The sequence below is a fragment of the Novosphingobium sp. BL-A-41-Hi4A-0G genome (assembly GCF_055521735.1).
In genome coordinates this window covers 66,600-84,680 of sequence record NZ_JBVFVU010000004.1, presented here as the reverse complement: position 1 = coordinate 84,680, position 18,081 = coordinate 66,600, and the positions used below count along the sequence as shown (strand labels likewise).

The following is an 18,081-nucleotide window of genomic DNA, read 5'->3' as shown; positions in this document are numbered from 1 at the left end:
TCCCGCAGAGCGGGTTTTGGGTCAAGCTGGTGATTTTTCCTTTCGTGGTTTTGGTGAGGCAGAGCTGGCCCTGAACCGGAAGCTGTCATTGCCAGTTTCGATGATGTGGCAATGATGGGTTAGCCGATCCAGCAGGGCTGTGGTCATCTTGGCATCGCTGAATACCTCGGCCCATTCGCTGAAGCTGAGGTTAGTGGTGATCACGACGCTGGTGCGTTCGTACAATTTGCTGAGCAGGTGGAACAGCAAAGCTCCGCCTGATGGGCTGAACGGCAGATAGCCCAGTTCATCAAGGATGATGAGATCGAGCTTGAGCAGACGTTCGGCAATCTGCCCCGCCTTGTTGGCTGCTTTTTCCTGTTCGAGCGCATTGACCAGATCGACCGTGGCAAAGAAGCGCACTTTTCTGCGGTGATGTTCGACGGCTTGAACTCCCAGCGCAGTGGCGATGTGCGATTTGCCGGTTCCGGGCCCGCCAATCAGTACTACGTTGTCAGCGCCGTCGATGAACTCGCCACCATGGAGTTGCCGAACCAGGGCCTCGTTGGCCTCGCTGGATGCGAAGTCGAACCCGGCCAGGTCTTTGTAAGCTGGGAACCGGGCGGCCTTGATCTGATAAGCAATCGAGCGGACCTCACGTTCGGCCATCTCGGCTTTGAGCAACTGGGAGACCATCGGCACTGCGGCACTGAAGGCTGGGGCGCCTTGCTCGATAAGGTCCCCCACTGCTTGGGCCATGCCATACAACTTCAGCGCCTTGAGCATGACGACAACGGCGGCACTGGCGGGGTCATGACGCATGACGCAGCCCTCCCTCACGCAGGGCATCATAACGTCCGACATTGGCCAACGGCTCTTGCGCAAGGCGCAAAGCCTGCGGTGCGTCAATCGGCGCTGCCGGTGGAGCCTTACCATCGATCAGGCGGTGCAGGATATTGAGGACGTGGGTCTTGGTGGCGACGCCCGCATCCAGCGCCAGTTCGACAGCGCAAAGCACTGCCTGTTCGTCATGTTGCAGCACCAACGCCAATATCTCCGCCATCTCCTTGTCTCCGCCGGGACGACGTAGGAGCTGGCTTTGCAGCTGCTTGAAGGCCTCTGGGAGCTGCAAGAATGGCGCGCCATTGCGCAGTGCTCCCGGCTTGCGCTGGACTACTGCCAGATAATGCCGCCAGTCATAAATTGTCCGCCCGCCAGTGTGGTGGGATCGGTCAATGATTCTGGCATGTTCGCAAAGGATCTGCCCCTCGGCCGCCACCACGATCCGCTCGGGGTAGATCCTGATGCTGACCGGGCGGTTGGCAAAGGATGCCGGGACGCTGTACCGATTGCGTTCAAAGCTGATGAGGCAGATCGGGGACACCCGCTTGGTGTGTTCGACAAAACCATCGAAGGTCCGCCCCAGCGGCATCAGACTACCAACCTCAGCGGCGTGTACATCGGCTACGGTGCCGGGCAAGTTGCCATGTTGGATCTCACCCCATTGCGCGATGCATTGTTCCTCGAGCCAGGCATTGAGCGCATGGATATCCGGGAAGCTCGGCAACTTCTGCCACAGCCGCCGCCGTGCATCTTGCACGTTCTTCTCGACTTGGCCCTTCTCCCACCCCGAGGCCGGATTGCAGAATGCAGGCTCGAACAAGTAGTGGCTGGCCATTGCGGTGAAGCGCGCGTTGACCTGTCGGGCTTTGCCCTTGCCGATCTTATCGACCGCAGTTCGCATGTTATCGAAGATCCCGCGCTGCGGCACACCACCCAGCACGCGGAATGCCTGCGTCAGTGCATCAAACAGCATCTCATGCGTCTGTAACGGATAGGCCCGCACGATGAACGCCTTGCTGTGTGATAGTTTGGTATGGGCCGCCTGCAGCTTGACACGCTCGCCACCAAGAATTGCCCAATCTTCGCTCCAGTCGAACTGGAACGCCTCACCTGGCTGGAAAACCAAAGGCACGTATGTTCCGCGGCCACTGGCCTGCTGTGCCAAGAGACGGCCTGCCTTCCAATCCCGCACATAGGCAGCGACACGATTATAGGACCCTTCGTAGCCCAATACGGCCAGATCAGCATGCATCTGCTTCGCCGTGCGCTTCTGCTTGCGCGATTTGCCAGCCTCGATTTGTAACCAACCCGTCAGCTTCTCAGCAAACGGGTCCAGCTTGCTCGACCGGTCAGGTACCTTGAACTGCGGCACCACCGTATCCGCGCGCAGATACTTGCGGATCGTGTTGCGCGACAAACCGGTGCGCCGCTCAATCTCACGAAGCGGGATCTTATCACGAAGGCGCCACCGGCGAATTACACTCAATAAATCCATGTCGATCACTCCCGATACCCCTGACTGGTCAGCCAGGGGCGGGTTCAAACATGGGTCAATTCTCAATGGAAATTTATGCCCTTACCGGGTCACTTCTCAGCGGAAATCTACATCCATGACCTCTACGTCGATGCGACGCTCGAGAAGCTTGGCGTCTCGCGCAAAGCGCAGACTGACCCGGCCAAGATCGCCCAAGCCATTCTCGGTGGTGGCACGTGGAAGGCGCCGCATCCGCTGAACTTCACCGTTCGCACGTCCCGGGTGAACGGGGCGCGCCGGATCGAGATCGTCGGCGCCGAGGCGGCCCGCATCCCCGAGCTCAAGGCTATGGGCTGCTTCACCGAGATCATCGCCTACAAAACCCGGGTGTTCGTGCCAACCGACAAGGCCGAGGCCATTCTGCAGGCGATGACGGGCCCAGGGACTACGCCTGATTGACCGGCGGGTTTGTCCCGGCAACAGCATCGAGGATCAGGTGGTAACGGGTGGCCTTGAGCGTTCCCGTTTGCCCCATCGCGCCGAGCGCGACCAGCTCCTGAAGATCGCGGGTTGCCGTGGCCCGCGAGGTGTCGGCGATCGTGATGTAGTTGGCAGCACTGAGCCCGCCCTTGAACCCGTCGAGCCCCTCACGGAACATGCGCGCAATGACCTTCTCCTGCCGCGGGTTGAGCTTCCCCCGGTACCGGTCGTGGAACCGGGTCTTCTCCAGCAGGAAGTCGATCAGCGCCAGGCTGTGGGTCTGCGCATCAAGGACAGTCTCAGCCCAATAGGCGAGCCAGTCGGAGATCTCGTTGGACTTGTTCGCCGCTTCGAGTGCGTCGTAATAGGCCGAGCGCCGCCGCTGGATGGTCTGCGACAGCGCGATCAGGCTTGGCTGCCCGATTGCCTGCGACAGTGCCTTCTCCGCGATCGCGCGCCCGATACGGCCATTGCCGTCTTCGAACGGGTGAATGGTCACGAAGTAGAGGTGCGCGAGGCCAGACCGGGTTAGGCCGGGTAGGGGCGTAGCGCCGCCAGGGCCGGTAGCCGCGAACCATTCGAGAAACCGCGCCATTTCCGCCGCCATTTCGCGCGACGGTGGTGCCTCGAAATGGACGGTGGGCTTGTGCAAGGCTCCCGAGACGACCTGCATCGCATCTTCGTGCTCACGGTAACGGCCAACGACGTCGATGTCGCTGCGCCCACTCAGGACCAGGCGATGCCAGTCGCCCAAGACCTCTTCGGTCAGTGGAGCGGCGAAGTCCCGGAAGAGCGCCATCATCATTTCCGCGATGCCGCGTTCGGCAGGCGGGATCCGGCGGGCTTCGGTTTCGAGACCGAACTCGCGGCGCAGCGAAGACTGGACACTGTCGCGATTGAGCAGTTCGCCTTCGATCTGCGAGGTCTTCATCGCTTCGTCGGTCATGACGTCGAGCACGACGCTGGTGCGGTCCTCATCGCCGAGGTGCTTCACCACGCCGATCATGATCCCGGATTGCTGCAGGAAACGGGCCTCGTGCACGGCCAGGGCTTCGCTATTCCAGCGAAAATCAGGCCAGTCCGGCTGCTGCCAATTCCACTTCATGAGGCATTCGTTCCCGCTTTATAACTCACTCGATAGCTCATTATGAGGCATAAAGCCATGATTTATGCCTCACGGGGCGCTTGCCGCCGATTTCCGAGCGCAAGTGCTGGGGGCGCTTCACCGAGGCCTTGATCGGCGCAGGGGTGCCTTGAGCGCATTTAACATCAGCGATGTTAAATAGGACTGTGCTGTTAGACCGGCCTACCTCACGTCAGCGATCGAGACGCGAATGGACCTCAGATGGATTCGATGTGGTTGTTGAGCAGTGAGGCAGTGACGAATAGCCCATGCGCCTCTAGCGACCTCAGGTAGCCCTCTGCAGACATTTCCGGTCGCGTAAGCCGAGTGCGCAATGTTCGGATCGCGGCAACCGCCTTGCCTTCATCAAGAGCAATGGTGTCGGCGATGAACTCATCTGCAGTTCGTGCTTCGATGTTGAGCGGCGTCAGGACTGCCTCGGGGAAATCCGCGTTGTTCTCCGTGACCACCGCTTGGGCCTGTGTCTGGACGGCTGCCGCCAGCACATGTTCGTCGTTCGCATCGGGAAGACCGAAGGTCATCGACGCAAGCGAAGTGGGAGCCATTACCAGCGCTTCCGGGAAGGCGCGGTGCATGGCCCCGACCGAGCGCGCCGCGCGCGAGGCAGAATCTTCGATGCCGCGCTCGGCGAAAATCCTGCCCAGTGCGTTTTGCGTTTCATCGAGAATCCGCTGCGACCATCGCACCCGGAAGAACTCCGCTTCGGCCAGCGTGAGGAGCAGGTCCCGCCTAGGGGCGCTGACCAGTGTGCAGGCATCTACCAGAGCTGTGTAGCGATTGGCGAACATGGCGGCCGGAGATCAATAAAGGTCCGCGTCGCCCGAAAGCAGATCGTCCATAGCCTTGGCGCGCGTTTCATCACGCTTAGCCTTGTAGGCGAACACATCCTCTGCCTTGAGGCGACGATGCCTACCAACCATGCTATGGGGGATATCGCCCTTTTCGATCAGCTTGATGAGGTAGGGCCGCGAAATATTGAGCAGGTCCGCCGCTTGCTGTGTGGTCAGCATCTGCTGAATCGGAACGAGCGTGACGGCATCGCCGCTGCCAATGTGACGCAGCAATTCCAGGAACAGATCCGACATCGCCGGTGTGAGGGCGATTTCAACGGGTTTTCTGGTTTTCGGATCGGGCACGCGCAGCTTCGCCTCGCCGGCCTTCTGGGCGGCAAGAATTCGGCGAAGCTGGTTGGCGATCTGTCGGTCATCGGCCGAGGGCAGCCTGTTGCCAAAGGGCAAGGCGTTGGCTGGCAGGGTCATTGGCTCTCTCCGTGATGGCCATATTCACTATCGAATATTCGCAATAAACGCAACCAAATTCTCCGCTCCGGGTTCCGCAGCTCTGGCATATCGCCGTAAACCATGGGCCTGAAGTCCCGGGGCCGTTCCTGAAATGTCGAGGGGAGGGGGGCTGGAAGGGGTGAGCCGAAGGGCTCGGTCAATCCAGCTTTCAGGAGCACCCCCCATGAACGACATCGAGATGATCCCGCTTGGCAAGCTACGCTTGTCCGAGGCCAACGTCCGCAAGAATGACAGCAACCTCTGCATCGAGGAACTCGCCGCCAACATCGAGGCCAAGGGCCTCCTTCAGAACTTGATCGTGGCGCCAGCCAAGAAGCGGGGCATGTTTGATGTGACCGCCGGTGGTCGCCGCCTGCGAGCACTGAACTTTCTCCTCGAGGCGGGCAAGCTCGCCAAGGATCACCCCGTCGCCTGCCGCGTGCTCGACATCGATGCCGCCGAGCAGTCCGAACTCTCGCTGATCGAGAACGTCATCCGGCTCGACATGACCCCGACCGATGAAATCCGGGCCTACAAGCACTTCGTCAATGAGGGCAGCGACCTCGACGCGATTGCCAAGCGGTTTGGCCGCACCCGCCGGTTCATCGAAGGCCGCCTGCGCCTCGCCGACCTCGCTGATCCGATCTTCGCCGCACTCGAGGAAGGCAAGATCACCCTGGATGTCGCCAAGGCCTACGCAACGACCCCCAACCACGAACGCCAGATGCTGGTGTGGAACGAGCTCTCGAACTCCTGGCAGGGCAACCAGGCAGATTCCATCCGCCGGATGATCACCCACAGCGCGATCCGCTCGTCCTCGCCGATGGCGAAGCTCGCAAGCGAAGCAGATTACCTCGCCGCCGGCGGCAAGATCGAGCGCGACCTCTTCACCGAGGATGGCGGCGAGACCTGGATCGATGCCGAGATTGCCCAGCGCATCGCGGGCGAGAAGCTGCAGGCCTTCGCGACCCAGATCGCCGAAACCTCGGGTTACGCCTGGGTGCGGCCGATCCTCGAGACCCGCGTGACCTATGGCGCAACCGAAGACCTCCACCAGGTCCACCTCGAACCCGCACCGCTTTCTGACGAGGAACAGGCCGAAGCCGACCGCCTCATGGAGACGATCTCCGCGCTGGAAGCGGAAAGCGACGGCGTCGACGAGGACGATGAAGCGGCTGCCGCCGAATTCCAGGCCCGCTGGGACGCCGCAACCAATGCCTACGATGCGCTCCACGACAAACCGCCGGTGATCCCCGAGGAGATGAAGGCCAATGTCGGCTGCTTCGTCATCATCGGCGCCGACGGCGAACCGACCGTGGCCAGCGGCCTCTACAGCGACAAGCCGCTTGAGAAGCGCAAGGCGCGCGGCGGTGCAGATACGCAGGGCGGCGCAGACAGCGGGGCAGGGGAGGGCGCAGGCGCCGCCTCGGCACCCAAGCCGTTGTCGCAGAAGCTGGTCGAGGAACTCGCCGTCCAGCGCCGCGACATCCTCGCGATCAACCTCGCCTCCAACCCGGCGATCGCGCTCGACTACCTGATCTTCGCGATCGCGGATTCTCGCGCACTCTACAGCGCCCAGGCTCTCGGTACGACACTGCGCGCCCCGTCGCCCTCGCTCTATCTCACCAACTATCCTGAGAGCCCGGCGCACACGCTGATGGCCGACATGCGCGAGACGCTCGATCTTTCCTGGACCGAGCACCGCCGCACGGTCGACAGGTTCGCCGCGTTCAGTGCGCTCGACGATGATGCCAAGGCGAGCTGGCTTGCCTGGTGCATGGCCAAGACACTCGAAGCGAGCTTGGGCATCGACAAGAAAGTCGGCCAGTCCGGTCCCGAACCGATCGACCTCCACGATCACCTTGCGACGCTGATGGGGATCAATGTCGCCAGCCATTGGCGGCCGACCTCGGCCAACTACTTCGACCGCGTCAGCAAGCAGACGCTGCTCGCCCATGTCAGCGAAGTCGGCGGTCCAACCATGGCGGCGAGCTTCATGGGCTCGAAGAAGGGCGACCTCTCGGCGTCGTGCGAGAAACTGTTCGCCGGCGAGACCATCGTCGCGCCCGAGGTCAAGGAAGCTGCACTCGCCTGGGTACCCGAAGCGATGCGGTTCCGCGCCATCTCTCCCAGCGAGACCGACGACGAGCAGGCGCCGATCGAAGCTGGGGGCGAACCCGCGCCGGAAGGCGAGGGCGATGAACTGGAGGCCAGCGAAGATCAGGACGCCGAAGCGGCCGAGCCTGTCGACGCCTGATCCAGCCCCCACGAAGCAGCCGCAGGCCGATGCGCCTGCGGCTGCACGTCTCCCGCATACAGGACATGCCTAATGACCACGCTGACCAAATTGCGCGCCCGGGTTTCACCGCAAGCGATCACCAAGGTGACCCGTATCTTCAACGGGACCCTCGACGACATCTTCGCCGAACTCTTCCAGAACGCCCGGCGCGCCGGCGCCACACGCGTCGCGGTGACGGCCGAGCACCTGGACGATGCCTGCCTGATCACCGTCGATGACGACGGCGCAGGTATTGCTGATCCCATCGATCTCGTCTCGCTCGGCCAATCCGATTGGCCCGGTGAATGCCGGTCACGTGAGGACCCTGCCGGCATGGGCTTCTTCAGCCTCGCCGGGCTTGACACGGTGGTCAGTTCCACCAGTGCTGCTGGCTCGTTCTGGCTGGCGATCGCAGGTGATGCCTGGACCGGCGAGGCCGACATTGATGTGCTGCCGTGGGATGGTCCGCGCGGCACGGCAATCGCGTTCCACTTTCCGCCCGGACCGGATGGCAAGCTCGAGCGGACCGTTGAGGCAGCGGCGCGGTTCTTCCCCCTGCCGGTCACTTACAACGGCAAGGATATCGCCCGCGCCGACTTCCTCGCCGATGCCTACAAGATCATCGAGCGCGATGGCTTCCGGATCGGGGTGTTCCGCGACCGGCATTCGCCGCACGTCGCGACGCTCAATTTCCACGGGGTGACGCTCAAGCACGCGTTCCCGGTGATCAAGGAAGTCCACCACACCCAGTGGAGCGTCCAGGTCGATATCGTCGATGCCCCGGACCTTGTTCTCGTCCTGCCCGCCCGCAAGGAGATCTACCGCAATACCGCGCTCGACCATCTCGTCGCGCTGTGCCGCCGTGCGATCTTCTCGGTCATCTACGCCGAGCCGCTGCACAGGCTGAGTTTTGAGGACTGGCTCGAGGCACGGTTCTACTCCGACGATTTCCCTCAAGCGGCGCGGCAACTGCCGCTCTGGTCGCCGTCCACCGCCCGCGAAGACTATCGCCAGGTCCCGGCCTTCGCCGATCTCGAGCCGGGCGCGACCATCTACGATGACACGGACTCCTATGATTCCGTGACGTTCGGCCGCGCGCTCCGGCGCTCGAATGGCGGGGAACCACACAAGCTCGGCGGACCCGACCCCCGTGCGTTCCATGAGCCGATCACCAATTTCATCGGCTATCCGTGGTATGACGCCCTGTCCTGCTTCATCCGCACTGGCGAGTGCCTCACGCACGACGGCGATCAGGCGGCCGCGAGTGAGCCCGATGCCCTGACCCAGAGGCCGGACGCTATCCGGATCGAACTGACCGATCAGCACGGCAACCGCCTCGACGTCGAGACCGACTTCGTCATCCAGGAGGGCGACGATTCCTGGGGCGATCCCGACTGCGCGGTGATTGCAGTTACCCGGGGCTCGGAACTCGATCCGAACGATCTCACCGACCTCATCATCGATGCGGTGTTCTCGCCTTCGGACGATTCCGATGCCGACAGCTACGACACCCAGGAGACCCGCTTTCGCCACGACGCTGCCGTGCGGGCCCATGCCATCCTTGAAGGCGATGACGCCGCCATTCTCGCTGGCATCCGCATGGCCTTCGCCGACCGTGTTGCCTGGCGCATCCCGCATGGCCGCAAGCTGCAGCTGACCTGGTCGAGCAGCGGCAATGACCTCACCCTTGTCGTCGCGGGGGAGGGCGCCAACCAATGACTCGTCACCCCAAACCCGATGTCGCCCAGGTCATCACCGACCTGATCCTTGAGAAGATCGCCGCCGGTACCGCGCCGTGGCTCAAGCCTTGGTCTGCGACCACCACGCGGCCGCTGCGCCATAACGGACTTTCCTACACGGGGATCAACACCTTCTTCCTTTGGGCCGTCGCCGAGAGCCGCGGGTTCACAAGTCCCTATTGGATGACGTTTCGGCAGGCAGCCGAACTCGGGGCGCATGTCCGCAAGGGCGAGAGCGGCTCGTTTAGCGTGTTCTATGCCTCGGCGCGCAAAACCGACACCGATCGCCTGACCGGTGAGGCCACCGAGAAGACGATCCGGTTCATGAAGTGGAACCACGTCTTCAACGGTGCGCCGTAACGGCGGAAATTAAGGAGTGCTATCATGGATAGTTGATCTTGCTGGCTATAGATCATGCCCACTGGACTAACCTCGGCCAGAAATGGCTGCGATCCCGAAAGGGACGGGGAACAATAGCATGTTCAGAAAAGGTCCCGAAACGCCAAAGCCATTTGAGGCGCGAGGGATCAGGGCAAGACGTGTATGGTGAAAGCTATACTGCCTGAACCCCAGTTTGCAGCGGCTGATAACGTGGCGATGTCGCAGAATGGTTGACGCGGCATATCGGAGAGACGGAGGAAAGGGCGTTGAGTTCCTCCACAGCGAGCGGGACTTCCGCGAGCGCGCCAGCCTCTCTGACGCACCCTCTATAGGGAGGGGTAAGTGAACGAACGGGGCACCTAACCACGTCGTATCTCCAATTTCCGTAATTACGGGATGCCCTGAAGCAGGCGCTGGGAAGACCAGCGACCTGTATGGGCACGGAGCCGCCATATTACTCAAATGCCCGGTGTAATGGCCGGGACAGCCGCCGAGCAATCGGCGGACGGTCGGCAGTATAAGCTCGGGGTGACCCGGGCGAAAGCCTAACCGACCGGGGGAAGGGCGGCAGCGACTGCGATCAGACGACCTCAAAAGGAGGTGTGCTAATGCTGCCAGATACCATTGAGAGGGCCGTCAGATCACTCCCGACCGTCATCAGGTCGGGTCGGAAGGTCAATGGCCTCTATCGCCTGCTGAAAAGCCCGCTCCTCTGGGAGCATGCCTACCAGCGGATCGCCCCGAATAAAGGGGCGATGACGCCCGGAGTTGATGGTCAGACATTCGACGGCTTCTCGCCCGACAAGGTCAGGTCCATCATCGAACGGCTTGCGAACGGGACCTATCGACCTCAACCGGCAAGACGGGTGTATATCCCGAAAGCCAATGGCCAGAAACGGCCACTTGGCGTGCCGACCACGGAAGACAAGTTGGTCCAGGAAGTGGTGCGGACGATCCTCGAGCAAATCTATGAGCCGCTGTTTTCCAGACACTCTCATGGGTTCCGCCCGAAACGTTCATGCCACACGGCGTTGGAATCGATCCGCGCCATCTGGACCGGGGTGAAATGGCTGATCGACGTCGATGTTGTCGGGTTCTTCGACAACATCGATCATGATGTCCTCGTATCCCTGCTCGAAAAACGGATTGCGGATCGTCGCTTCGTGCGGCTCATCCGGGGTCTACTCAAGGCCGGGTATGTCGAAGACTGGGTCTTTCACAAGACCTACAGCGGAACGCCCCAAGGCGGGGTCGTCTCCCCGATGCTGGCGAACATCTACCTGCATGAACTGGATATGTTCATGCAGGCCAAGATGGCTGGCTTCGACAAAGGGAAGCAGCGATCACCATCCCCTGATGCCCGGCGCATCAGGAACCGCCTGTCCTATGTCCGCCGCACAGTGGATCAACTTCGCGCCAAAGGGCGCGGCGACGATCCCAGAGTCACTTCCTTCTTGGAAGAGATCGGTCGGCTCAAGGCGGAACGGCTTGCCGTTCCGGCCAGCGACGCCTTTGATCCGAACTACAGGAGACTGCGCTACTGCCGATACGCCGACGACTTCATCATCGGCGTCACTGGTAGCAAATCGGAAGCACGACAAATCATGGAGGAGGTCAGGACCTACCTGTCCGATCACCTGAAGTTGGCCGTGTCCGCCGAGAAAAGCGGAATCCACAAGGCTTCGGATGGGGCACGGTTCCTCGGATACGAAGTCCGGACCATGACCAATCCCAATCCGCACAAGGCGATCTTCGATGGTCGTCCGGCAGTGCGGCGAGGCTTGGCCGACCGGATGAAACTTCTGGTGCCAAGGGACCGCGTCGTGCGGTTCGTCAACTCAAAGGAATGGGGCGACTACGACAGCTTCAGACCTGTTGGGAGGGCGGCCTTGCGCTTCGCAAGCGATGTGGAAATCGTCCTAGCCTATAACGCCGAATGGCGCGGCTTTGCGAACTATTATGCCATTGCTGACGACGTGAAACGCAAGCTGAACAAGGCAGGTTACTTCGCCTTGCTCTCATGCGTGAAAACCATCGCCGGAAAGCACAGGACATCGGCTCGCAGAGTCTTCGCCAAACTGCGTCGCGGTACGGACTTCTATATCAGCTACGAGGTGGGAGACACCACCCGGACAATAAAACTGTGGCAGTTGAAGGACCTCCAGCGACACACGCGCACCTGGGGCGGGATCGATATCCCTTCCTCAGCAAAGTTCGTGTTCAGCAGGACAGAGCTGGTCGAGCGGCTCAACGCCCGCGAATGCGAGCGTTGCGGTAGCAATGACCAACCTTGTGAGGTTCATCACGTCCGCAGGATCGGCGAATTGCAGCATGCCGGGTTCAGTCGCCATATGGCGGCCGCCCGTCAGCGTAAACGCATGGTCTTGTGCTCCCGCTGCCACAACGATGTCCATGCCGGACAGCCGACCGACCGCCAACGGCGGACAGCACGCAGTCGTGGAGAGCCGAATGCGCTGAAAGGTGCACGTTCGGTTCGGAGGGGGGCCTAGCGATGTTCTCTCCGAGACATTGCGGGCCTACCCTACCGTCGCAGATCGATGGCCTGCCGCCGCACTACTACCCAGAGCCTCCCGATCCGACCGCGATCGGCGAGCTGTCGGTCGGAGTGCGCGATTTTCTCGATGCGATCCCGATCCGCGTCGTCCATGGCGGCGATAGCGCGCACTATTCGCCGGGGACCGATACGGTCACCCTGCCTAACCCTTCCGCGTTCCACTCGATCGAGGCCTACTTCTCGACCCGTTGCCATGAGCTTGGCCACGCCACCGGCGCTGCCAAGCGGCTCAACCGCCAGTTCGGCAAGCGCTTCGGCGACGATGCCTATGCCTTCGAAGAGATCGTGGCATTATCTGGACAGTCTGCACCGTGCCTGACGCACCATTGAATGGTATGTTCTTGGCACAACGCAGGGGGTCATCAGGCCGGATGAAGCGCTATCCATAAGCTGGCGTAGTCCGGCCTGATGGCCACCGTCCCGCAGACGCGCAACGTGCGCGATCTGGATTCGGGAGGGGGTCCGGGGGAGGGACTGGCAAGCTGTGGATACTTCAGAGACGCTGATCGTCATTCAGGAACGCCGGGCGGCGGATGGCCTGGACTCCTACATCCCGGTAATCCTGCGAGGTGGAGAGATCTACGATCCAGACCTCGACCGCTACTTCCTCGATCTGCCGTTGAACGGGGCGCGTTCGCGCCATTCGCTGCGCGCCCACGGTTATGATGTCCTGGTCTGGGTTCGCTTCCTCGCCTCCGCGCGCGGCAAGTCTGTCTGGCAAGCCGATACCGATGATGTCGGTGCGTATCATCGGGCACGTCGGCGTAGTGACGCTGAGTTCCGGGTTTCGGCGTCGACATGGAACCGGGCGATTGCCTCGCTCGACAAGCTTTATCGATGGGCCGAGCGGGAAGGCCTGATCGAGCGCACACCATTTACCCACCGTCAGGTCTGGCGAAGTTCGCACGGAGGGCGTCGAGCGGCCGTCACGGGCCGCAACGACGCCTATGAACGCGCGGCCCGTCGGTCCGATGTTCGCTTCATCGATCTCACCGATTACCGCGCCTTCCGCGAGGTCGGCCTGCGCGGCCTGACCGTAGAGGGAACCGAGCGTCCTGGAGCACGTGACCGCAATGGCGCGCGCAATGCGCTGTTCGCCGATCTGCTGGTCACCACCGGCCTGCGCCTCGAAGAGGCATCCTTTCTGCTCGCCGCCGAGATTCCGGTTGGCGGCGCCCGCGCGGAACGGCAGCGGCGGGTCGAACTTCCGGCGGCACTCACCAAGGGGGACAGGGGGCGTGGCATATTGCTGCCGCGCCGTTTGTTGCCGATGTTTGACGCCTATATTGCCGTGGAGCGAGCCGCAGCCGTCGCCAAGTTCGCAAGGCGCCGTGGCTGGGAAGCCATCGACCGCCCGATCTTCATACACCGCCCCTCATTCGGGCTGCGCGCATTGCAGCTGGTTGGCGGTGGCACGATGGATATGGAGGTCGTCACACCGGATGAACGCGCAAGGCTTGTTATTTGCGCTGACGATGGCACGCCCTGCGAAGCAGCGGTGCTCTGGCTGACCGAGGTCGGGCATCCGGTGCTTCCCAACTCGTGGGAAGCGATCTTCGCGCGGGCGAGCCGCCGCTCCATGGATGCCGGCATCCCCGTCCGGGTCAGCCCCCATCAGCTCAGGCATTCGTTCGCGGTCCACATGCTGGCCATGCTGATCCAGCGCCGCCTTGCCGAGGCGGCGGCACCGGTGGGCGCTATGGAAGGTTATCGCCAGTTGGTCGGCGATCCGCTTCAGCAAGTCCAGCGACTGCTCGGCCATTCAAGCCTCGCCACGACCTCGATCTATCTCGATCACCTCGCCACGCGTGCCGATACCATCGATGCGGCGGTCGAAGAACTGTTGGCACTCGTACCGGGCTATCTTCCATCATGACCGCTGCTCCACGCAAAGGGCGCAAGGTCAGTTTCGAGGCCGCCGCGACTGCGCCCGAGGCCGATCCATGGTCGCAGATCAGCACGCTGCGCTTCTTGATCGATCCGCCATACGGCGGCGAGTTGCTCGTGGATTTCACCAGCTTGCGGCCCCGTGGCCTGGCTCTCGCCTTTGCACGGGGCCTGTTCATGCTGGTCGCTCCGCGTGGCCCCATCATGGTGCGTTCGTCGATCAAGACATACGTCACACAGTTGCCGAGCTTCTTTGCCTATCTTGCCGGGACAGGCGACCGGATCAACGGCCCGGCAGACCTTCGCGCCGACCATATCGACGGGTTCGAGAGGTGGCTCGCCGCGAAGGGCAAGTCGCGCGTGCACGCGCCGACCTATGTCGCCAAGGTCGTCTCCGTCCTTCGCCGCATTGCGGCCGATGGTCCGGAGCTTGTCGATCCTGGCTTGCGGGAACGGCTGCGCTACATCAGCTCGCACCCCCACGTTCGCCCCCGTCCACGCGATGCCTACAGTCCGTATGTCGCTCGCCAACTCCGCGATGCGGCACGCGCCGATCTTGTTGCGATCGAGGCGCGCTTGCGGTCGGGGTCGCGTTTCGATGAGGTGCCGGAGATAGAAGGCGCTTACCGCCAAGCCCACGCTGCCATCGAAGCGCGCGGCGTGCTGCACCACCGTGATCCCGCATGTCAGAGTCTGTATAAGCTGCGGTGGATTCGCGAACTGAGCGGCGCAAGGTTCAACCTGGGCCTCCATGCTGCCCACTACCTTACTGCACGCGACGTCGTGCCGCTTCTCGTTCTGCTCTCGCTGGAGACGGGGCTTGAGCTGGAGTGCTGCAAGTCGCTCACCATCGATTGTTTGCGCAACGCTTCGGGCGGCACCGTCGATGTCGCCTACACCAAGCTTCGCGCCCACGGTGCCGAGCACAAGACCATCCGGGTCCGTGATGGCGGCTCATCGACACCGGGCGGCCTGATCCGGCGGATTATCGCACTCTCCGCCAAGGCCAGGGTGCATAATTCCAGCGACAACCTTTGGGTCTATTATCAGACCAACGAGATCACTGCTGGTATCCGCCATCCGCGCACGACGATCGACGCGTGGACGCTGCGTCACGGCATTGTCGATGACGCCGGTCGACCGCTACTCCTGCGCCTTTCGCAGCTACGCAAGACCCACAAGGCCCTGTGGTACCTCAAGACCGAAGGGCACATGGCCCGCTTCGCTGTTGGTCATACCGTCGAGATCGCGGCACGACACTACGCCGATATTCCGGCACTCAGACCGCTGCATGAGCAGGCCGTGGCGGACGCCCTCGAAGAAGCGCTGACCGGCCCGAGGATCCTTCCTCCTCCCGACGAGGAGCGTCTGCGCGGCGCGTTGGCGAGCCCCGCGCCGGATGATGAAGGCGTCTCGCGCGCACTTCTCGACGGCGAACAGGACGTCTGGCTTGCCAGCTGCGGCAACTTCTATTCCAGTCCCTTTGCATCTGCCGGTACCGCGTGCCCCACACCCTTCTGGGGTTGCCTCGATTGCCGCAACGCGGTCATCACCGCGCGCAAGCTGCCCGCCATCCTCGCGTTCCTCTCCTTCGTCGATGATCAGCGAGCCGGCCTGAGCGCGGCCGACTGGGCAGCCAAGTTCGGCCATGCCCGTGACCGGATTGTTCAGCAGATCCTGCCTGCCTTCGGCGACGACGTTGTGGCAAGGGCCCGGGTGCAGGTCGCGGCCGAACCTCCCACGGTCTATCTGCCGCCCGAGGCCCGCGCATGACGGCTCTTCAGCTTCTGGCGGAGGGCGGCGATGAACGTAATGCCCTCCCGGTGCTCCTGTCCGCACCGCTGCGCACCGGCTTCGATCGCGCGCATATCTCGCGATACGGCGATCCGGTCTGGGATCTGGCTCCCGGCGTGTTTCGCGACAACGCCCGGCGCTGCCATATCACGGTACATTTTGACGGTATCGACGACCCATCCATCGCCGATGCCCTGCGCCAGATTCTTCATGCGCGTCTCAATGTCGATCTACCCGGCCACCGTTCACGGCTTGAGCCGGCGGGGGTGCGCGGCGAGGCCAACCGGACCTTGCGCTTTTTCGACTTCGTGAAGGCAGAGCTGGGTCGTTTCGATCTCGGCCGGGTCGATCAGCCTTTGGCCGATCGGTACGCCCGCTCTTTGCGCCTTGCCGGGCTGCGTCCGGCTGCAGTCGCTACCCGGCTGCGCGTGATCTTCGACCTGCACGAGTTGCGCCACCATCTGACGACCGCACGCCTATCCTTTGAGCCATGGCCCGGCCGCAGCCCGTTTTCGGTGGCGGGAGCAAAGCATATCGCCGGAGAGAACCGGACGCCGCGCATTCCGGAAGCGATCATCACCCCGCTGCTCGCCTGGTCGCTGCGCTACGTGACCTGCTATGCAGATGACATCCTCGCCGCGCGGGCGGAACTCGATCGCCTCGAAGCAACGCGCGACCGTCTGGTTGCCGCTGAGGCGGGTCTTGATCATGCGGATCGACGGTCGCGGCAACGCCAACGCCTCAACACCTATATTGCCGCCTTGCGGCGACAACGGCGCGGGATTCCGATCTGGACCACCCCACACAACGGCACAACGCGGACAGATCTGCAAAGCAGCGAAGTCACGCCGCCGATCAACTACCACCTGATCCACCTCCATGCCGGCATCGATGCGCAGGCCGAACCTGCCATGCACCTTGGCCTCACCACCGGCGCGCCGGACCTCATTGCCGCCGTCATCGCAGAACTCGGCACCGAGATCGGCGGGATGGATACGCCCATTTCGGCCGATCCCGATACTGGCCTGCCCTGGCGCACCCGCTTCGATGCCAAGGTCCTGGCTCTCGAAGAGGTCATGCTGCAGTCGGCAGCCTACGTCGTTTGTGCCTATCTCTCAGGCATGCGGGACAGCGAGATCCAGGCGATGAAGCGGGGATGCCTGTCCGTCACCAGATCAGAAGACGGTGCGATCTTGCGGCATCGCATCAAGTCCACCGCTTACAAGGGCAAGCGCGGAGGCGGCGAGGAGACCGAGTGGGTCACGATCGCACCAGTTGCCGAAGCCATCGCCGTCCTCGAACGGCTTTCCGCGCGGGCGAGCCTAGCGCGCGGGACAACGACTTTGTGGCCGGTCCTCGCGCTTCGGGTAAACACCAAGACGCATGTTTCTGCGGAGATCGTCCGGCAACTCAACCGATTTCGCGATCATCTCAACGACCGGTTCGGAACGGCGCAGGCACCGATCATTCCTGCCGGCCCCAATGGCGCGCCCTGGCGTCTGACCACACGCCAGTTTCGCCGGACCATTGCCTGGCACATCGCCAACCGGCCCTTTGGAACGATTGCCGGCATGATCCAGTACAAGCACGCCAGCGTTGCGGCGTTCGAAGGCTATGCCGGCAGCAGCCGGTCCGGATTTCGGGGAGAGATCGAAGCCCAGCGCGCGCTTGGCCAGATCGACGATATCCTCGTCTACTTCGACGATCGGCAAGGTGGTGCGCGCCTTGGCGGACCTGCCGCGAACAGGATCGGAGCCGCACTCGATACTGCCGCCCACGAGTTGGCGCCGCTACCCGCCATGATTGCCGACCGGCCACGCCTACGGACGATGCTCGGCAGTCTCGCGCGGACATTGCATGTCGGCCCGCTGGCCGATTGCTTCTTTGATCCGGCAACTGCCCTGTGCCTCAACCGCATTTCGGAACCGGGTGCGACCGGCCCAATGATCGCCATGTGCGAGCCGGTCCGCTGCCCCAATGCCTGTATTGCCGAACGGCATCGCCCGGCCTGGCAGCGCGGAGCTGACGAGGCGCGGCTGTTGCTGCGCGAGAAGCGGCTTCCAGAACCGCAGCGGGTAACGCTTCAGGCCGAGGTGGCAAGGATTGAGCGTGTCCTCGAACAGATCGCGCCCAGTGCCGCCACACCTAGGACCGGTGTGGCAGGAGAGGGAGAGGAGGCCGGTTTTCGGGTGACGGGCTGAAGGTGCGGAAGAGAGTTTCCCTCCGC

General features: G+C 62.6%; 14 protein-coding genes. 9 read left to right on the top strand and 5 right to left on the bottom strand.

Annotation, left to right across the window (positions count from 1 at the left end):
• Positions 1 to 21: 21 nt before the first annotated feature.
• The gene (istB, locus tag ACZ1JX_RS21255) at positions 22 to 801 is read right to left on the bottom strand and encodes an IS21-like element helper ATPase IstB (protein ID WP_086740912.1); all 780 of its coding nucleotides are present in this window, start codon (positions 799 to 801) and stop codon (positions 22 to 24) included.
• On the bottom strand, positions 791 to 2,317 hold the full coding sequence (gene istA, locus ACZ1JX_RS21250; protein WP_277788710.1) for an IS21 family transposase: 1,527 nt from the start codon (positions 2,315 to 2,317) through the stop codon (positions 791 to 793). Before istA ends, istB begins: the two co-directional genes overlap by 11 nt.
• Positions 2,318 to 2,392: 75 nt before the next feature.
• Here istA and ACZ1JX_RS21245 point away from each other — a divergent pair, with 75 nt between their 5' ends.
• Complete coding sequence (locus tag ACZ1JX_RS21245) at positions 2,393 to 2,755, top strand: hypothetical protein (RefSeq protein ID WP_465126978.1); 363 nt, start codon at positions 2,393 to 2,395, stop codon at positions 2,753 to 2,755.
• Here ACZ1JX_RS21245 and ACZ1JX_RS21240 read toward each other — a convergent pair.
• From ACZ1JX_RS21240 to ACZ1JX_RS21230, 3 genes are all read right to left on the bottom strand, one after another.
• The gene (locus ACZ1JX_RS21240) at positions 2,742 to 3,881 is read right to left on the bottom strand and encodes a Fic family protein (RefSeq protein ID WP_010890900.1); all 1,140 of its coding nucleotides are present in this window, start codon (positions 3,879 to 3,881) and stop codon (positions 2,742 to 2,744) included. The two genes, ACZ1JX_RS21245 and ACZ1JX_RS21240, sit on opposite strands and share 14 nt — an antisense overlap.
• Positions 3,882 to 4,117: 236 nt before the next feature.
• On the bottom strand, positions 4,118 to 4,708 hold the full coding sequence (locus ACZ1JX_RS21235) for a PIN domain-containing protein (RefSeq protein ID WP_010890901.1): 591 nt from the start codon (positions 4,706 to 4,708) through the stop codon (positions 4,118 to 4,120).
• 12 nt (positions 4,709 to 4,720) lie between these two features.
• Positions 4,721 to 5,179 (bottom strand): helix-turn-helix domain-containing protein, encoded by a 459-nt coding sequence (locus ACZ1JX_RS21230; RefSeq protein ID WP_010890902.1) that lies wholly within the window; start codon positions 5,177 to 5,179, stop codon positions 4,721 to 4,723.
• Between the two features lie 205 nt (positions 5,180 to 5,384).
• Between ACZ1JX_RS21230 and ACZ1JX_RS21225 the strand changes: the two genes are divergently transcribed.
• The 8 genes from ACZ1JX_RS21225 (at position 5,385) to ACZ1JX_RS21190 (ending at position 18,055) form a co-directional block, all read left to right on the top strand.
• The gene (locus tag ACZ1JX_RS21225) at positions 5,385 to 7,457 is read left to right on the top strand and encodes a ParB/RepB/Spo0J family partition protein (protein ID WP_465126977.1); all 2,073 of its coding nucleotides are present in this window, start codon (positions 5,385 to 5,387) and stop codon (positions 7,455 to 7,457) included.
• A 72-nt stretch (positions 7,458 to 7,529) separates the two neighbouring features.
• Positions 7,530 to 9,197 carry an ATP-binding protein gene (locus ACZ1JX_RS21220; protein ID WP_010890904.1) on the top strand — a complete coding sequence of 556 codons (1,668 nt, stop codon included), beginning with the start codon at positions 7,530 to 7,532 and terminating at the stop codon, positions 9,195 to 9,197.
• Positions 9,194 to 9,577, top strand: a complete 384-nt coding sequence (locus ACZ1JX_RS21215) for an ArdC-like ssDNA-binding domain-containing protein (RefSeq protein WP_465126976.1) — start codon at positions 9,194 to 9,196, stop codon at positions 9,575 to 9,577. Before ACZ1JX_RS21220 ends, ACZ1JX_RS21215 begins: the two co-directional genes overlap by 4 nt.
• A gap of 629 nt (positions 9,578 to 10,206) precedes the next feature.
• Positions 10,207 to 12,108, top strand: a complete 1,902-nt coding sequence (locus ACZ1JX_RS21210; RefSeq protein WP_010890906.1) for a reverse transcriptase domain-containing protein — start codon at positions 10,207 to 10,209, stop codon at positions 12,106 to 12,108.
• Positions 12,109 to 12,110: 2 nt separating this feature from the next.
• On the top strand, positions 12,111 to 12,503 hold the full coding sequence (locus ACZ1JX_RS21205) for a zincin-like metallopeptidase domain-containing protein (RefSeq protein WP_465126975.1): 393 nt from the start codon (positions 12,111 to 12,113) through the stop codon (positions 12,501 to 12,503).
• A gap of 154 nt (positions 12,504 to 12,657) precedes the next feature.
• The gene (locus tag ACZ1JX_RS21200) at positions 12,658 to 14,049 is read left to right on the top strand and encodes a tyrosine-type recombinase/integrase (RefSeq protein ID WP_010890908.1); all 1,392 of its coding nucleotides are present in this window, start codon (positions 12,658 to 12,660) and stop codon (positions 14,047 to 14,049) included.
• Positions 14,046 to 15,833, top strand: a complete 1,788-nt coding sequence (locus tag ACZ1JX_RS21195) for a hypothetical protein (RefSeq protein WP_010890909.1) — start codon at positions 14,046 to 14,048, stop codon at positions 15,831 to 15,833. The genes ACZ1JX_RS21200 and ACZ1JX_RS21195 overlap by 4 nt, the downstream gene beginning before the upstream one ends.
• Complete coding sequence (locus ACZ1JX_RS21190; protein ID WP_427468534.1) at positions 15,830 to 18,055, top strand: site-specific integrase; 2,226 nt, start codon at positions 15,830 to 15,832, stop codon at positions 18,053 to 18,055. The genes ACZ1JX_RS21195 and ACZ1JX_RS21190 overlap by 4 nt, the downstream gene beginning before the upstream one ends.
• Positions 18,056 to 18,081: the final 26 nt, after the last annotated feature.

What these genes read in the sequence shown, in the direction of transcription:
- ACZ1JX_RS21215 (WP_465126976.1), top strand. Translation starts at nt 9,194, where the DNA reads ATGACTCGTCACCCCAAACCCGATGTCGCCCAGGTCATCACCGACCTG.
- ACZ1JX_RS21205 (WP_465126975.1), top strand. Translation starts at nt 12,111, where the DNA reads ATGTTCTCTCCGAGACATTGCGGGCCTACCCTACCGTCGCAGATCGAT.
- ACZ1JX_RS21235 (WP_010890901.1), bottom strand. Translation starts at nt 4,708, where the DNA reads ATGTTCGCCAATCGCTACACAGCTCTGGTAGATGCCTGCACACTGGTC.
- ACZ1JX_RS21230 (WP_010890902.1), bottom strand. Translation starts at nt 5,179, where the DNA reads ATGACCCTGCCAGCCAACGCCTTGCCCTTTGGCAACAGGCTGCCCTCG.
- ACZ1JX_RS21210 (WP_010890906.1), top strand. Translation starts at nt 10,207, where the DNA reads ATGCTGCCAGATACCATTGAGAGGGCCGTCAGATCACTCCCGACCGTC.
- ACZ1JX_RS21190 (WP_427468534.1), top strand. Translation starts at nt 15,830, where the DNA reads ATGACGGCTCTTCAGCTTCTGGCGGAGGGCGGCGATGAACGTAATGCC.
- istB (WP_086740912.1), bottom strand. Translation starts at nt 801, where the DNA reads ATGCGTCATGACCCCGCCAGTGCCGCCGTTGTCGTCATGCTCAAGGCG.
- istA (WP_277788710.1), bottom strand. Translation starts at nt 2,317, where the DNA reads ATGGATTTATTGAGTGTAATTCGCCGGTGGCGCCTTCGTGATAAGATC.
- ACZ1JX_RS21245 (WP_465126978.1), top strand. Translation starts at nt 2,393, where the DNA reads ATGCCCTTACCGGGTCACTTCTCAGCGGAAATCTACATCCATGACCTC.
- ACZ1JX_RS21195 (WP_010890909.1), top strand. Translation starts at nt 14,046, where the DNA reads ATGACCGCTGCTCCACGCAAAGGGCGCAAGGTCAGTTTCGAGGCCGCC.
- ACZ1JX_RS21240 (WP_010890900.1), bottom strand. Translation starts at nt 3,881, where the DNA reads ATGAAGTGGAATTGGCAGCAGCCGGACTGGCCTGATTTTCGCTGGAAT.
- ACZ1JX_RS21225 (WP_465126977.1), top strand. Translation starts at nt 5,385, where the DNA reads ATGAACGACATCGAGATGATCCCGCTTGGCAAGCTACGCTTGTCCGAG.
- ACZ1JX_RS21220 (WP_010890904.1), top strand. Translation starts at nt 7,530, where the DNA reads ATGACCACGCTGACCAAATTGCGCGCCCGGGTTTCACCGCAAGCGATC.